At 49.9% G+C, this 14,653-nt stretch carries 17 protein-coding genes and 1 tRNA gene; 11 read left to right on the top strand and 7 right to left on the bottom strand.

What is annotated here, in order from left to right; translation table 11 throughout:
* The first annotated feature begins 16 nt into the window (after positions 1-16).
* The 6 genes from acnA (at position 17) to VB016_03935 (ending at position 6,320) form a co-directional block, all read left to right on the top strand.
* Positions 17-2,650, top strand: a complete 2,634-nt coding sequence (gene acnA, locus VB016_03960) for an aconitate hydratase AcnA (protein MEA4977685.1) — start codon at positions 17-19, stop codon at positions 2,648-2,650.
* Between the two features lie 51 nt (positions 2,651-2,701).
* Positions 2,702-2,777 (top strand) — tRNA-Pro (locus VB016_03955).
* A gap of 142 nt (positions 2,778-2,919) precedes the next feature.
* Positions 2,920-3,507 (top strand): zinc ribbon domain-containing protein, encoded by a 588-nt coding sequence (locus VB016_03950; GenBank protein ID MEA4977684.1) that lies wholly within the window; start codon positions 2,920-2,922, stop codon positions 3,505-3,507.
* A gap of 1,087 nt (positions 3,508-4,594) precedes the next feature.
* A complete protein-coding gene (locus VB016_03945; protein MEA4977683.1) occupies positions 4,595-4,990 on the top strand; it encodes a hypothetical protein in 396 nt (131 codons plus the stop codon).
* Between the two features lie 127 nt (positions 4,991-5,117).
* Positions 5,118-6,002, top strand: coding sequence for a hypothetical protein (locus tag VB016_03940; GenBank protein MEA4977682.1), 885 nt, complete (start codon positions 5,118-5,120; stop codon positions 6,000-6,002).
* 30 nt (positions 6,003-6,032) lie between these two features.
* Positions 6,033-6,320 (top strand): hypothetical protein, encoded by a 288-nt coding sequence (locus VB016_03935; GenBank protein MEA4977681.1) that lies wholly within the window; start codon positions 6,033-6,035, stop codon positions 6,318-6,320.
* Here the strand turns inward: VB016_03935 and VB016_03930 are convergent.
* From VB016_03930 to VB016_03920, 3 genes are read right to left on the bottom strand one after another with little or no spacing between them, the layout of a single operon-like run.
* Positions 6,304-6,540: a hypothetical protein gene (locus tag VB016_03930; GenBank protein MEA4977680.1), complete on the bottom strand. Its 237-nt coding sequence runs from the start codon at positions 6,538-6,540 to the stop codon at positions 6,304-6,306. The two genes, VB016_03935 and VB016_03930, sit on opposite strands and share 17 nt — an antisense overlap.
* Positions 6,541-6,577: 37 nt before the next feature.
* Entirely contained in the window at positions 6,578-7,666 is a 1,089-nt protein-coding gene (locus tag VB016_03925) for a hypothetical protein (GenBank protein MEA4977679.1), read from the bottom strand.
* The gene (locus VB016_03920) at positions 7,653-8,645 is read right to left on the bottom strand and encodes a DNA cytosine methyltransferase (GenBank protein ID MEA4977678.1); all 993 of its coding nucleotides are present in this window, start codon (positions 8,643-8,645) and stop codon (positions 7,653-7,655) included. Before VB016_03920 ends, VB016_03925 begins: the two co-directional genes overlap by 14 nt.
* A gap of 203 nt (positions 8,646-8,848) precedes the next feature.
* Here VB016_03920 and VB016_03915 point away from each other — a divergent pair, with 203 nt between their 5' ends.
* On the top strand, positions 8,849-9,118 hold the full coding sequence (locus tag VB016_03915; protein ID MEA4977677.1) for a hypothetical protein: 270 nt from the start codon (positions 8,849-8,851) through the stop codon (positions 9,116-9,118).
* Between the two features lie 93 nt (positions 9,119-9,211).
* On the opposite strand, the gene VB016_03910 is transcribed toward VB016_03915, so the two are convergent.
* From VB016_03910 to VB016_03895, 4 genes are all read right to left on the bottom strand, one after another.
* Entirely contained in the window at positions 9,212-10,105 is an 894-nt protein-coding gene (locus VB016_03910) for a DNA adenine methylase (protein ID MEA4977676.1), read from the bottom strand.
* Positions 10,106-10,136: 31 nt separating this feature from the next.
* On the bottom strand, positions 10,137-11,489 hold the full coding sequence (locus VB016_03905; protein MEA4977675.1) for a hypothetical protein: 1,353 nt from the start codon (positions 11,487-11,489) through the stop codon (positions 10,137-10,139).
* 372 nt (positions 11,490-11,861) lie between these two features.
* A complete protein-coding gene (locus VB016_03900) occupies positions 11,862-12,716 on the bottom strand; it encodes a PKD domain-containing protein (GenBank protein ID MEA4977674.1) in 855 nt (284 codons plus the stop codon).
* An 81-nt stretch (positions 12,717-12,797) separates the two neighbouring features.
* On the bottom strand, positions 12,798-13,124 hold the full coding sequence (locus tag VB016_03895) for a hypothetical protein (protein MEA4977673.1): 327 nt from the start codon (positions 13,122-13,124) through the stop codon (positions 12,798-12,800).
* Positions 13,125-13,250: 126 nt separating this feature from the next.
* On the opposite strand from VB016_03895, the gene VB016_03890 reads away from it, so the two are divergent.
* The 4 genes from VB016_03890 to VB016_03875 all read left to right on the top strand — a co-directional run bounded on the left by VB016_03890 (position 13,251) and on the right by VB016_03875 (position 14,642).
* Positions 13,251-13,412, top strand: coding sequence for a hypothetical protein (locus VB016_03890; protein MEA4977672.1), 162 nt, complete (start codon positions 13,251-13,253; stop codon positions 13,410-13,412).
* A 49-nt stretch (positions 13,413-13,461) separates the two neighbouring features.
* On the top strand, positions 13,462-13,764 hold the full coding sequence (locus VB016_03885) for a DUF3846 domain-containing protein (GenBank protein MEA4977671.1): 303 nt from the start codon (positions 13,462-13,464) through the stop codon (positions 13,762-13,764).
* An 84-nt stretch (positions 13,765-13,848) separates the two neighbouring features.
* A complete protein-coding gene (locus VB016_03880; GenBank protein ID MEA4977670.1) occupies positions 13,849-14,301 on the top strand; it encodes a hypothetical protein in 453 nt (150 codons plus the stop codon).
* Complete coding sequence (locus VB016_03875) at positions 14,298-14,642, top strand: hypothetical protein (GenBank protein MEA4977669.1); 345 nt, start codon at positions 14,298-14,300, stop codon at positions 14,640-14,642. Before VB016_03880 ends, VB016_03875 begins: the two co-directional genes overlap by 4 nt.
* Positions 14,643-14,653 lie beyond the last annotated feature (11 nt).

The raw sequence follows: 14,653 nt of genomic DNA, 5'->3' as shown, positions 1-14,653 counted from the left end.
TGTCAGGAGATAAAGCATGACTGAGGTCGGGAAATGCATCAGAACAATCGATACCGATGAAGGTAGGATCGACATATACAGCCTCAGGGAACTTGAAGAGAAGGGGATAATCAAAGACCTCTCCAAGATGCCCTATTCGATCAAAATCATAGTCGAATCCATGCTCAGACAGCGGGACGGCAAACTTATCACCGACAAGGACGTGGTCGCGGCCGCGTCTTGGAATCCGAAAGAGAATTCGGACGACGAGATACCGTGGATACCTGCCAGGGTCCTTTTGCAGGACCTTACTGGAGGCGCGGCCGTCGCCGACCTGGCGTCCATGAGGGCCGCCGTGGACGGTTTGGGATTCGATGGGTCGATCATAGACCCGCTTGTCCCGGTGGATCTGGTCATCGACCATTCCGTACAGACCGATTATGCGGGCAGACCTGACGCACAGGACCTCAACGAAGAGCTCGAGTTCGACAGAAATAAAGAGAGGTACGCTTTGTTCAAATGGGCCCAGGGCTCGTTCAGGAACTTCCGCGTGGTCCCTCCCGGAAACGGAATATGCCACCAGGTGAACCTCGAGTATCTTTCACCGGTAGTACATGTCAAGGACGGCTGCACAGGTAAGACCGCATATCCGGATTCATGCTTCGGAACCGACTCCCATACGACCCAGATCAACGGACTGGGAGTAGCAGGATGGGGAGTGGGAGGGATAGAGGCCGAGGCGGTGATGGTGGGGCAGCCCAGCTACATGAAGCTGCCCGACGTCGTAGGTTTCAGACTCAAAGGCAAATTGAAGCCGGGAGTGAACGCCACCGACCTGGTGCTCACATGCGTGCAGATGCTCAGGAAAAAGGGAGTCGTAGGTAAATTTGTAGAATTCTGCGGCCCTGGCTATTCCGGACTCGAACTTGCCGACCGCGCCACATTGGCAAACATGGCCCCGGAGTACGGCGCAACGATGGGATATTGCCCCATTGACGAAAACACCATCGAATACCTGAAACTGACCGGAAGGGACCCAAAGCACATCGATTCGGTGAAGAAGTACGCCGAGGAACAGACTCTCTGGTACAACGGCGAAGCGGAGTACACAGACACGCTGGAGCTCGATCTGGGAACGGTCGAGCCTTCGCTCGCCGGGCACAAGAGGCCCCAGGACCGCATACCTCTTTCGAAGATGAAAGAGTCCTTCGAGGGAACCCTCGGAGATCTGGGCGTTGTGAAAAAGAGAGAGCCTGCCTCGGACATGCTGGGAGACGGCTCGGTCGTTATCGCTTCCATCACTTCATGCACGAACACCGCCAATCCGTCAGTGATGATAGCGGCAGGACTTCTCGCCAAAAAGGCCTGCGAGCTTGGATTGGAGAAGAAGGACTTTGTGAAGACATCTCTCGCTCCGGGATCGAAAGTGGTCACCGAATATCTGAGGAGGTCCGGGCTGCTGCCGTTCATGGAGAAGCTCGGATTCCAGGTTTGCGGTTACGGATGCATGACATGCATAGGCAACAGCGGACCTCTGTCCGACGACGTGTCGAGACAGATAAGAGCTAACGACCTTGCTGTTGCGGCGGTAGCGTCGAGCAATCGCAACTTCGAGGGAAGGATACACCCGTTGGTAAAGGCCAACTATCTGGCCTCGCCGCCCCTTGTGATCGCATATGCCATCGCGGGAAGGATCGACATCGATTTTGAGAACGAGCCGATCGCACATGCCGGCGGAAGGGACGTTTACCTGAAGGACCTCTGGCCCGACGATGCGGACATCGAGAAGGTTAAGAAGGAGTTCGTCAACTCGGAGACGTTCTCTAAAGAATACCGCAACATCTTCAAGGGGTCCGAGAGATGGGATAAGATCCCGTACGAGAAGTCCCCTCTTTTCAAATGGGACGAGAGCTCCACCTACATACGCAACCCGCCTTTCTTCGACGATATATTCGAAGAACCGGCGATAAAAGACATCGAGGGCGCAAGGTGCCTCGCCAAGCTGGGAGACTCGATCACTACCGACCACATTTCCCCGGCGGGGGATTTTCCCGCCGACAGCGATGCAGGAAGATATCTGATGGCGCGCGGTGTCGAAAAGAAAGACTTCAACTCCTACGGCTCGCGCAGGGCGAACCATGATATCATGGTCCGCGGAACGTTCGCCAACATCCGCCTCAAGAACCAGCTCGTCCCGGGGTCCGAAGGAAGCAGGTCCGTATATTTCCCCGACAAGAGCGTCGGCACGATATTCGAGACGTCCGAAAAATACATCGAAGAGAGGACCCCTCTGATCGTATTGGCCGGAAAGGAGTACGGGACCGGAAGCTCAAGGGACTGGGCGGCCAAAGGTCCGCTCCTCCTGGGCGTGAAGGCGGTCATCGCCGAATCCTTTGAGAGAATACACCGTTCGAACCTGATCGGGATGGGTATCGTCCCGCTGCAGTTCCTAGAAGGCCAGAACGCGGAGAAGTTGCAGCTCGACGGAAAGGAGACGTTCGACATCGACCTCGAAGGGCTTGAACCGAAGTGCATGGTCGGGGTCACCGCCTACAGGGACGGCAAGAAATTGGAATTCGACGTGGTCTGCAGGGCGGACGTACCGGCGGAGATCGATTATCTGGCCAACGGCGGGATACTCCAGTATGTCCTGCGCAATATGATACTGTAAACCTTTTCAACACAAATCTTTTTATCATGATGCGGACTACACGCTTCAGTCGGGCCCGTGGGCTAGCTTGGTATACTTGTAGCTTCGGGAGCTATAGACTCCGGTTCAAATCCGGGCGGGCCCACCACTAAAAACCGATACGGACCATAGTTATTCGTTTTGGAATCTGTCCGCGACTTACCATTTATTTCTTATAACATTTCTTTAAACATACAGAGAAAACCAGTTGTTCAGAAAAATAAAAATGACCGGTGCAAGTACCAGGTGCCATGAGTAAATATTGCAATGTTTGCGGTCGTTCCCTTAATGAAGGCGCCAGATTCTGTCCGGGATGCGGCACCTCCGTATCTATGGAGAATACCGGCTTTACATCTCCTGTCAATGATGGTGCAGACGCCGCTATCACGGCAGAAAGCATATTTGTCGTCACAAAACAGGAGTTGTCGGAACTATTCTCTTATAACAGGATAGGCAGGGAATTCACAGGCGATATTTCGATCATCAGAGACAGGGTCCGAAGAACTATAAGCGGGACGCCTGCGGAGACCCTCGGCGTCATCGCCGATTCGCACATGTCTGAAGTCCGCCGGAAATTCTCGCAGATCAATGATAATATTGATGATCGGAACTGGAATGCCATCGATGATTTCATGAAGAACGCTCTGCCGGCCGCAATCGTCTCATTTTTCTTTAACCATGTTTTGGCATCCGAAGTAAAAGATATATTGAACCGCCTGGCGACGCTGTCAGAAAAAAGATGGGACAAAACCAGATTCCTCGGGAAGGCCCTCGTGCCCTCGGCCAAGTTCGAGGACGTGTACGCCCTGCGTTACATAACTTCCAACATAAGGTTCTGAGAACAATCTAGATAGCACGCGTGGGGCCTTACGCCGGCTCGTCACCATTCCCGAGCAATTGCTCCACCCAGGGAGTTTTCTCGGGATCATCGGACACCTTACGCTTCATCCTCAACTTGTGAGGAATCTTCACATGTGGGCACCTCGTCACAGACATCATCGACGCCCGTGGTCTATCATCCACATGCTGGGGGCTCTGAGCGTTTCGGAAGTGAGCGACCTCGCCCAGTATGGAATATTTATCCACCTTCTTATTCCGCCCGTGCGATTCCCACGCGTGCAACTACTAATAGGTGATATACAATATTTATAATTATCCCTAGTTACATCCATGCGCGTATTAATTATTCTTATTTTAATCGAATGGTCAGATCGGACGGGGCATGGATGGAACGCCGATCGGCTCGCATTATTATCAAGAACGTCACAAATCTCAAAAAACGTGTTGCCAGCTGTATAATTTACTTTAATGACCCGACGTTTATCGTATGTCGAGAACACATTGAATCGTTCGATACTCCCAAAAAAGAAGATAACGATGCGGGGATTCGGGAGTTTTTGCTCTCGACCGATTTCAAAAATAGACATTGAGCCAATAAACAGCAAACAAGAAAAAACAGGTAGCACGCGTGGGGCCTTGCGCGGGGTCTTCACCATACCAAGAAATCGCTCCATCCAGGGAGTTTTCTCGGGATCATCGGACACCTTACGCTTCATCCTCAACTTATGAGGAATCCTCACACATGGGTGCCTCGCCGCAGAACGTCGATAACGCCCGCGGTTTATCATCCACATGCCGTGGGGCTCTGGACTTTTCGGAAGTGAGCAGCTTTACCACAACGGGTTCTTTCTCCAGCGTCTTACTCTGCCCGTGCGATTCCCACGCGTGCAGCGTATAATATTAGATATACAGTATTAATAATTTTCTCTAGTTACATCCATGTATGAATAAAAAATACATTGATTTCCATTTTAGTGTGAAAATCAGAGCATATAGAAAAATAAAATGCCGATCAAAATATGTTATGACGAACAGGAACAACTGTGGACGATACCGATTTAAAAAAGAAAAAGTGGTGGGCCCAATTTGATTCTTGAACCCGTCAGCGATGCTGGCTCATACTTTTTTTCAAGCGAATCCGACGTTGCCGATCTCGTAACCAAAAAGCATCTGAAGGAAGAAGTAATAAATGATCCTAACACATACGTTAGGACTATGAGCGAAGAAGTTTACAGAGGAGGATGTGATTTCTATGAACATATGTTTAAACTTCAGGAAAAAGCCGGTCTGACATTCAAAGAAGCATTCGTCGTTCTGTCGACTCCTGCTTACAAAAAACAATTGGCGAAAGACTGGGGCGTAACTCCCGAAGCAGTAATGAACCTTGACAGGAGAGGGTGGGATAAAATCAGTGCGTTCGCCAACGGCGCCGAGGATTTGATGTATACAATAGCTCCTGCTAGATTCTGGCATCCATTCTGAAACTATATGTAAAAGACTGGCTAAGGAACTGAATAAAAATTATTAAATAACGTGACCTAAACGTTAAATCATGGACCCATGGGTCGAAAGAGTCGGGGGAGCATAATTCTCTCTGCGTTTGTTCGGATTGCAGGACCAATGCAATCTTACGTTCAGAGAGGCCGTAGCAGTGCTGTCTCCGTCGTCGCATGCAGGCAAGCTGGCAGAAAAATGGGGCACGACCAAAGAAGCCGTCCATAACGCTAGCCGACGTGGCTGGGATGAGATCCTATCGAAAGTCGGAGAAGAATGGTGGGCGCACCCTAATGAAAGTGACATATGCGGTATCGATACAACCAAGGACTGGGGAAAAATAAGGGGATATTCCCGGCAGAAGTATGATGCTTCAAGGAAGATAATGATCCTCGATGCCAAAAAGGACGTAGATGCTGAAATACGTAGGGTCCTGATGGATAATTTTACCAATGGGGAGCTCGACAAGATGGCATCTGGTAACGGAGTGACGGTCGTTGTCGAGAATATGGGAGATGCAGGATCTTACGACCCGGTGAACAAGACAATACGTCTAAATCCTCCCTACTCGAAATCAGATAGCACGATCACCCATGAGTTCACACATCATCTTCGTTTGAAAGATAATAAACGGAATGGAGAGGTCACAAGGTCTAGGGTAGAAGACTCAATATCCGGTGAAGATAGAAATCTGGAAGAAGCCGCCACAACCGCAGAGACATTGACGCGCCTCACACCATACAAGAAGGTGGACAATACAGGCTATCACGGTAGTATGGCCAATTGGAATGACAAATTAGGGCATGAGCTCGTTGATAGAGACAGGAAGATATTCGTTGGGAATGCGGAGTATGGGCTCAAGGGGCTTCGTGGCAAGCGGGCCATCGATGCTGTGGAGACGAAATTCGATGAATCAGAAATTTCTAAGCTGAAAATGTCTTATTCCTCAGAAAGCGCCAAGACGACGCTTGATAAACATAGAAGGGATGTTAAGAAATAATATTATATAATATTAACATAATTGTTCAACATGGACGATGAATTGAAGCGGATCAGGACACATTTCAGGGAGCAGCAATACAATATGGCAATGTGCATATACAGGCTCCAGAAGGAGACGGGGATGAGCTTCCGCGAGGCAAGGATCGCGATGATCGACAGGGGCGAGAGCGCATTGGCCATTTCAAGAGAATTCGGAATGAACCAGGACGCTTACAGAATGGCCAGCCTCAGATCGGAAAGGAAATTACGCAAGACGGGAAAGACCTTAGAAGAGTTCTGCGGAGAGGATTTTCCAGCGTTCATCCTTGCTGACTGAGGGCCCAGCCAAGGTTCGGAAGACCTCCCCACGTCTTCGGGATATCCAGGCAGGCGCTGCACTCAAGGCTGAAGAACGCGAGGCGGAAGATAGCCGCATGCGAAGCTCCGGTGCTGGAAATCATCGAACCATATATTAAGGCCGCTCCGTTGCTGTGGGTCGACTGATCTCGGACCTCAATCTCAGGGATGTCATGGTTCGAGGGTGCGCTACTGTTCATTTTCGGCATGTATTCTGATTGAAAAATGGCTTATGAGTCATTCGTCAACATATGAGAAGTCAACTGAATATGTTCCATTTTTGTGTTTTGTGAATATCACTGCGTTGACGCCTTTATCATCAAGGATATCCATAGTAACAAGTTGACCGTCTTTGAGTTTCAGAACATCCCTGAGGAGCCATTCGCCTAGATCCTTGTTGGGATTGGACATAATCGCCTTTCCGTCGGCTTGGCATACCTTTGCAGACATGTGCTTGCCATTAGGCAGAAGCAGATCGAAAGGAGTATCACGTGCAGGGAAAAACCCTATGCTGGCGTTACGGTACTCTTTATTGTACGGTATGTACACTTCATCATAGCTACGGGGACGCCCCATAGCGTTCCATTGGTTCAAACCGCTGCGTTCGGGCACATATCCGCCTTTGCGGGATGAGAACAATGGAAGTATCAATGTATCCTCTTCTGCCTCAGCCGGATGCTCCTCGACCATCTCGAGGATCTTCAACAGTGCATCCTCCGGACTATCGATATACGAAACTCCGAATTCGTAAACTGGTTTGTCGAGAGGGAAGCTTTTGAACAGCGTGCTCTTCGCCCTGTTGAATCTGTATCTGTTCATTCTGTCTTCGAATTCAAATCCTTTTACTGTCTCGCTGACTAATCTCAACGAATCGAAATCGATGTGATCCATCGGACATTCGTGCACCGACAGTGAGAAGTCGTGGCGGAGAACATAATGGTATGATAACGAATCTATCGCGTACGCATCGGTGGCGAAATCAAGACGTGTGTTCCTCAACTCTGATACCTTGCACGCATCTTCGTATGCGTCTCCAGAATCGACCTCTGAACGTTTCTTGTCGAATTCGGCAATCTTCTGGAACGGGCTGTTGTCGACGAAAGTCTTGATTCCTATCCCCTCTGCCCCCACCCTCGCATCGACGGCGATGCACGAACGGGAGAGGTTCTCTGCTCCGAAGCATTTGCAGAATAGATTCTCCACGATCCTATAGTCAAGATACGGTTTGTCGCTGTCTGAGAAAAGACGGCTGATCGCGCTCATAGCCATCAGGTATTTCTGGTACCTTTGGCGAGGTTCTTCGGATGAGCGCTCATAAATTGACATTACTGTCCGTATCTCTCATCGACGTGATAATGTTATGCGCTATGCGCGATATGACGGGGACCGAAACGGAATTGCCAGCTTGTTTGTATTTGTGGCTGTTTGCCATCTCCGGGAAACTGTAATCGCGGGGAAATCCCTGGAATGCAAGGCACTCTTCCGGTGTGAGTTTCCTGATGCCAAAATCGTCGCGGATGAGGGGTACATTGTGGCCCCCGGTCCCCATGTTAGCTGTCAATGTCGGGCAAACATTGCTCTTGTTCTCGCGTACGTACACTCTGCGCCACTGGTATATCGTATCGGGATTGGTCATCGCGGCATCCAACTTCTCATAGTATGGGTTATTAAGACCATAATAAAACGAATCGTCCTTTTTCTCATGGATATTGATGATATCGTGTATCGTCGCTTTCAGTTTCACAGGGTCTGGAAATTTGAATGCATCGAATTCTGGGCACGTCCCATCATCGTGTTTCTTGAATCCTACGACATAGATTCTCTCCCTGTTCTGCGGGATGTTGCTGTACTCCATCGTGTTCATGACTTTCTCGATGACAAGGTACCCCTCATCTGTCAGAAGTCTCTTGATGGCCCTATAGGTGTTCCCATCATCGTGATTCTCGAGATTTTTCACATTCTCTAGGAACACCGCACGCGGTTTCTTCGCCCTTATGACTCTCATGACTTCATAGAATAGCGCACCGCGTGCGTCTTCGAATCCTTTTCTGTATCCTGCTATCGAGAATGCCTGGCAAGGGAATCCGGCGACTAGTATGTCGATCTTCGGAATAGAATTCTCATCAACTTTGTAGATGTCTTCTTCATGCAGGAACGGCGCTCCATTGAAATTATGTCTGTACGTCATACATGCGTATGGATCGATTTCGTTCGCCCAAACAATGTCCACTCCAGCTGTTTCAAAACCTAGGCATATGCCACCTATGCCAGCGAACATGCTACCTGCAGTATGTTTCTCAGACATCGTATCGACATGAAAGAGGGCTGCTATAAAGGTTATCGTATCCGCCTCGGAAGGGGCTGGAGGCTCCAGCCTGAAAGCCTCGTCGAAGCAACCAGCACTATCGAATTTCTCCGCCAGGGCGCTATAGGGCGGGAAAGCACCTCCGAAACCAATAACGCGTCTTGCCTTGGAATCATTAAATAATGTAACCTAAATGTAACATCATGGACCCATGGGTTGAAAGAGTCGGGGAAGCAGAATTCGCTCTGCGTTTGTTCAGATTGCAGGACCAATGCGATCTGACGTTCAGAGAGGCCGTGGCTGTTCTCACACATTACGACTATAACGACCTTCTGGCGGAGAAATGGGGCGTCAGCAGGCAAGCCATATGTAACGCGAGCAGACGCGGGTTCGACAAGATTTATGCCAAAGTGGGTACTGACGAGATGGCAGTGGCGGAATTCGTGCCGTTCTACTTCACGCAGAGGTTCTGAAAGCAAGGGAATCGGGGGGTAGACGGCCTATGCAGGATATGTGCGGGCTGTCGTTCAAAGAAGTCGCAGCGGTACTGTCACCTAAAGTTTGGATTATTCAATGCAGATTGAATCCCCGGAATCTAATCCGGTGACGGCCTTGCTGTTGCAACCGCATAGGTCCGAGTTCAGATTGTCGCTGAAGAAGAATAGCTCTTTGCCCATCTTGCGTTCGTAAGAACTGTACTTGAGCGTGAACCTCTGCGGCACAATATCACCATATATCTTCACGATTTCAGGCACGTCATCATAGCTCAACACCCACTTGTGACGGAGTCCCAATATCACTTTGGCAAGGTCCTCATGATCTTCGGCCGAGTAGTGGTTCATGTACAAAGAGCTGCCCTTATCGAAATAAGGGGGGTCGATGTAGACAAGAGTCGCATCCTTATCGTACTCGTTCAAATCCTCGGCCAAGAACTTGGATGCGTCCTTACAGGACACCTCGATGCTGTCTGATAACTTTGACAAGGCGGCTATGCGTGCCTTAAGGGCCTTCTTGTTGAACCTGGCATCAATCTTGTACTTTCCCTTCTGGTCCAGGCCACCGATGACACCACCATTGAGGATTCCCGATCTGTTCGTCCTGTTCATGTAGAGCGTGGAGAAACCAAGGTCGAAGATATCCTCATTCTCCTTGTTCCTCTGGAATTCGCGCTGCTTCTTCCATTCATCTATGTTGACATTGATGGAATCGATGGCCTCGATCAGTTCGTTTCCGTAGTGCTTAACCGAATACCACAGAGCATAAATCGAACGGTCGGCGTCGTTGAGGACTATCTTGGAAACCTTGCCCTCTGCCAAGAGCGAGGTAGCCACACCCGCGCCTCCGGCGAACGGTTCGACGTACGTCCCGCCGTCCAGCCCGTTGGCCGAGACGAGGCTTTCGAAATAACCCGACAGTTTGCCTTTGCCGCCAGGGTATCTCAGCGGGGAATGGTACGCCATGATGCCCTATTCACTTCCTTGGCCAAATACCTTACGAGAATATCGCCCTGAAAAATCCTTCCAAATTGTTCCATAGAACCTTCAAATCATCAGTCTTTGGATTAAAGTGATAGTTGTGTACGTATTGGTTCAGCTCGACCACTAGTTGAAGATTTTCATCCCTCATGATCGCATGGATTGTTTTGTAGATGCTGTCATCTATCTTTTTCAAATTCTTCAGGTCGTCCAGGACACGATTCATCCTTGCATCGAGAGTAAAATCAGTGTTTGTTCTGACCTCCGAAAGTTTCTTTTTATTGACCACGTGGTCTTCGTACTCTTCGAGGTAGTAGTTTATCGAAAGGTCCAGGAACACCCTCAGCATGACCGAGCCGCAATTCCTCAAACTATTCACGTTGAGTTTCTTGAGCTCATCGTATATGTCGTTGATTTTTTCCGGACGTATGTCCATGTCCACATCCTTGGGTATTAAAGTCTGGCGTTTGGATGTGGGCATCCGGCAAGGCACTGCTTCAGAGGGAGCCTTCACCGGTACAGGTTCTGGAGGCTTCTCAGCTTCCGAGATGTGGAAAGCCTCTGAAATCTCATACGGTCTGAACCTGCCCGCTTCACGTCTATCGGAGATGTAAGTCGAGATGTCATCGGTGGTCATGAAGTTCCGGACAGTGTAATCGTCACCTGATATGTCTTCGATGACCTGCGCCATTTCATCTAAGAACTGCTCGGTGTCCCGCTCGACGATCACACCGGTATCTTCTATCCTGTATCCCATTGCGTCGCGGAACACAGTCGATCTCAGTAATCTCTCCAAGGTTGTTATCGGGAATTTGTCCCTTGCTTCGATTCCCCTCTGGGCTGTGACATAGTCATAAACCTGGACCGCAGGATCCACGGTATTACTCCGTTTGGATGCAAACCTCTTTTTCTGAATAGCATCCCATTGGACCTGACCTATTCCGTTCTGGAATCCGCTGTGGTTCCTCTCTACCCAAAGGTCCGCCTCGTTCTCGTCATCGAACACGATGCAGTCGATGTACCTATACTTGGAGCGATCTATCTTGCCGTTGAGCTCCTTATATCTCTTTTTGTTGACCTTGTCTGCCTTAGGAACCAAGGATGGATGCATCATGAGCTTGATGGCTGTAACCCTTCTGTTCCCGTCCTTGACCTTGTATGTCCCATCAGGGCTTGCGTAGACTGAGATATCAACCGTTGGATTCTGACCAACCTCTAGCATGTCGCGGGCCATGTTGTATATCTCGTCGCCTTTTTTGGCGAGCATGATAGCAATCGCTTCATTCTGATCCTTGGTCTCCTTGAACCTTGGATTGTCGGTGCTGATCATCAGCTTCCCGAGACCGATTTTCTTCCTTTCAAACCCCATACTCTCATCTCACATTATGTCCTCTTATGCTCCTGCTTTGCAGGTGCACTACAATTTGTTTCTGCCTCCGGCTACAGACCATCCATAATGTTGCCGGCGGCCGATAGCTTCCGCGCTACCTTGTATCCAAGATCGGTCAGCTCGGCGTAGTTGGTTTTGTAGGGCTTAGTAGCCTTGTCAAGATAACCAACTCGTCCGCCTCGCAATATTTGAGACAAATCATCTTCAAACGGGATGTTTTCCTCTTGGAATAATAAAGACCGCTCTGGCAGGAGCCGCGAATATTCCTAACAGTAAGTACGGCCATTTAAGTTTGTGACTGTCAGCGGCCCGGGGTCCAATCTTTTTGCATCGCTGAACATTCACATCATCTCACTTAAAACGAAGGAACAGAAATACTGCAGCTATTCCGAATATGATAAATCCTACAACAACGGCCAGATCGGTACCATTAATGATTGGTTTGTCGGAATCTTCAGCAATCGATGCCCCGTCAGAAACAGTCTGATATACAGTTACGTCTGAGGTCACGGGTGTGGTCCAATCGAACTCAGTGGTCCTGTCCGAATCCGTGTAATAAGTGACGGTCTTTCCCTCTGGTGCTACCGGCATGGTTGCTGTCTGTCCATCCCGTACTGTTACAGTGTCCGCGACAGTCCCGTCGGATCCTATAATTGTCAGCGTGTGCTCGATGGGCGTGATGCTGGAATACGAGGCGTAAACCGTGAGGGGTGCGGTCATATCTGTCGGCCAAACCATCGGTACGGTCAGTTCCTCATCGGCGAACCATCCGAGGAAGTCGTGTCCTTCCCATACGGGGTCCTCAGGCTCGACTGCAGCATCGTGTGTCTCCACATAGGTGCGTTCCATGGCCGGGGCTCCGGCAGGCATTACATATTCGACGTAAGGGTTGCCCTTCATGTGCAGCAGATAGTATCCCACTGTAGTAGACCCGCCATTGTATGAGTTCCATACTGTCTGAGTTACAACATAATCTCCCGGCTCGGCATACGTGTGCGTGGGATTCCACTCGGTCGAAACAGCAGTTCCGTCGCCGAAGTCCCATTCTATGGTTTCCGCATCGGAGCCGGTAAACATCGTATGGATTGTCAGTGACCAGAACTCCCCCTGGTCTGCAATCTCGGCATCCTCGGGAATTTCGGTTGCTTCGATCTCCGGTATGGCGCAAACCATAATGGTTGCGGCCACCAAAACGGAGACTGCCATTCCAATTAATTGTTTAACCGACATAGAAAATCAACAACCCTGAATTCAGTTTCCTCTTTTTGCTCATAATTTATTCTGTGATCAACTCACAGAATCCCTTTGCTCCGAAGATGGCTCGTAATCCATCTCGGCACCACTCGCAGCTAGCTCGCCCGACAGGATCCCTTCAATCTCCAGCAGCTTTCTGGCAATCGCGCGACCTTCAAGGGTCAGCGACACCATCGTCATATTGTTGGCAAAGGTGTCGGTGGTCATCACGATGAGGCCCTCTGTTTCCAGTTCCTCTAGTTTTGCTGCGTTGGCATTGTTTGCTTTGATCTTAGAATATAAATCTGTTTTTTTCAGCGTACCTTCTCTTTCCAAGACTAAAACCATACGGATTTTATTCATGTCTCCGAGAAGGTCCACTAGGCGGTCCACAATTAGCTAACCGCTTTTTCCGTTCTAAATAAGATGGGCGAATAAGCACTTAGCTTAATGCTAAACCATATATACCGCGAGTAGTATTATCACATAGCTAACTAATGTGATACTATGGCTGAAATAATCGTAACTCCGAAAATATCCGTAGGATGGCGCATTGCGTTAACCAAGGATTTCTGCAAAGAGATGGGTGTGGAGATCGGCGACAAGATCTTGATCGTCCGAAGGAACGACGGGGAGATCGTCCTCCGCAAGAGCCTGGTCGTGGCATGATGTACACCGGCCTCGAGACATGCGAGCCGCCATCCATCATGGTGATCGCATGATAGCCTATCAAGTCAGGGAGGACGGCGCCCATGGGCCCATCGATGTGGATGACGACCTGTCTTCGTTGCATGAGGCCATCGGCGGTTACATCGACATAGTGACACGCCGGATCGGGTCCGATGGAAGGGAGTATGCGATCATCTGCGACGATGAAGGAATACTTCGCGACAGAGAGGTCACCGCGGTCCGCGGGTGCTTTCAGGCACTGGTCGGGAACCTCCTGATTGTCCGCAAAGGGACCAGAGGGGATCTTAAGTCCCTGACGAACAAAGACATAGATTACATCTCGAAACGATGAAGGACATCTGGACCTGCACCGATCATGTTGTTGTTCGCTCTGTGCTGGAGCTGATCTGATGATGTCCATTAAGGAGGCCTCTCCATGAACAGCACTGTCCTTAATTATCCCGAAACCCTACTTGAGTCCGCCCCCGGAAGGGGAGAACGGACAAAGGGAGGTGAAAAAACGAAGAGCGAATGGGAAGAGCTTGAGAAGCTGACCAAGGATGAACTGATCATCGAGCTCGTACATTGGAAGAACATGTACGGCATCATCCGCGTCGAACAGGACGACAACTGCCCTTGGCCGTACATGGAGCCAAAGAGCAGAGATGTCGATGGATGGGTGTGCGCCGGGGAACCGACCACACATAAATGGGCCGAGGCCGTGGCAATATATGCGGCAAATCACACGATTAAAGAAGAGTTCCATCCGATAGATCTCATGGACTACGGTCTCGATGAAGACCAGAGCTATGAGGTATGTCGCGAGCTCCGCCGCAAAGGCGAGCTGAAGCTACCGGACGGAGTGAGGTACGGCGGTGATGGAGAATGAAGTCCCGCCGCGGAAAACCCGATCATGAGGCCGAAAGCATATCCGTAAGGGCCGACAGTATCGAGAAGCCTGAAAAAATATACCGCAACGCCAAGCATAACGGTAACAGGACGAGTGCCAAAGGAAACGTCGAAATAAAGGTCAACAGACAGAAACCCGAAAACAATGCCGATGATATCTTCCGCCCAAGGCCCGGAACCATACTGAAGGGGGGAGAGGAAGAATCAGTTATTATCGAGTCGAAGCGCATCCAGAAGCAGGGCCGACACAATGGTAAGGATGTCGCTAACGCCAGTAGAGATGTGAGGATCTTCGGCAAACTCAGGAGGGCGAAGAAATGACTGCCGCGGAT

It is taken from the genome of Methanomassiliicoccaceae archaeon, from assembly GCA_034928305.1.
GTDB lineage: Archaea > Thermoplasmatota > Thermoplasmata > Methanomassiliicoccales > Methanomethylophilaceae > VadinCA11.
The sequence above is the reverse complement of the archived record's forward strand: the minus strand, read 5'-3'. Positions and strand labels throughout refer to the sequence as shown.

Excerpts from the sequence above, each read along its gene's own strand:
- acnA (MEA4977685.1), top strand. The coding sequence starts at position 17 with ATGACTGAGGTCGGGAAATGCATCAGAACAATCGATACCGATGAAGGT.
- VB016_03950 (MEA4977684.1), top strand. The coding sequence starts at position 2,920 with ATGAGTAAATATTGCAATGTTTGCGGTCGTTCCCTTAATGAAGGCGCC.
- VB016_03935 (MEA4977681.1), top strand. The coding sequence starts at position 6,033 with ATGGACGATGAATTGAAGCGGATCAGGACACATTTCAGGGAGCAGCAA.
- VB016_03930 (MEA4977680.1), bottom strand. The coding sequence starts at position 6,540 with ATGAACAGTAGCGCACCCTCGAACCATGACATCCCTGAGATTGAGGTC.
- VB016_03925 (MEA4977679.1), bottom strand. The coding sequence starts at position 7,666 with ATGTCAATTTATGAGCGCTCATCCGAAGAACCTCGCCAAAGGTACCAG.
- VB016_03920 (MEA4977678.1), bottom strand. The coding sequence starts at position 8,645 with ATGTCTGAGAAACATACTGCAGGTAGCATGTTCGCTGGCATAGGTGGC.
- VB016_03915 (MEA4977677.1), top strand. The coding sequence starts at position 8,849 with ATGGACCCATGGGTTGAAAGAGTCGGGGAAGCAGAATTCGCTCTGCGT.
- VB016_03910 (MEA4977676.1), bottom strand. The coding sequence starts at position 10,105 with ATGGCGTACCATTCCCCGCTGAGATACCCTGGCGGCAAAGGCAAACTG.
- VB016_03905 (MEA4977675.1), bottom strand. The coding sequence starts at position 11,489 with ATGGGGTTTGAAAGGAAGAAAATCGGTCTCGGGAAGCTGATGATCAGC.
- VB016_03900 (MEA4977674.1), bottom strand. The coding sequence starts at position 12,716 with ATGGCAGTCTCCGTTTTGGTGGCCGCAACCATTATGGTTTGCGCCATA.
- VB016_03890 (MEA4977672.1), top strand. The coding sequence starts at position 13,251 with ATGGCTGAAATAATCGTAACTCCGAAAATATCCGTAGGATGGCGCATT.
- VB016_03885 (MEA4977671.1), top strand. The coding sequence starts at position 13,462 with ATGATAGCCTATCAAGTCAGGGAGGACGGCGCCCATGGGCCCATCGAT.
- VB016_03880 (MEA4977670.1), top strand. The coding sequence starts at position 13,849 with ATGAACAGCACTGTCCTTAATTATCCCGAAACCCTACTTGAGTCCGCC.
- VB016_03875 (MEA4977669.1), top strand. The coding sequence starts at position 14,298 with ATGAAGTCCCGCCGCGGAAAACCCGATCATGAGGCCGAAAGCATATCC.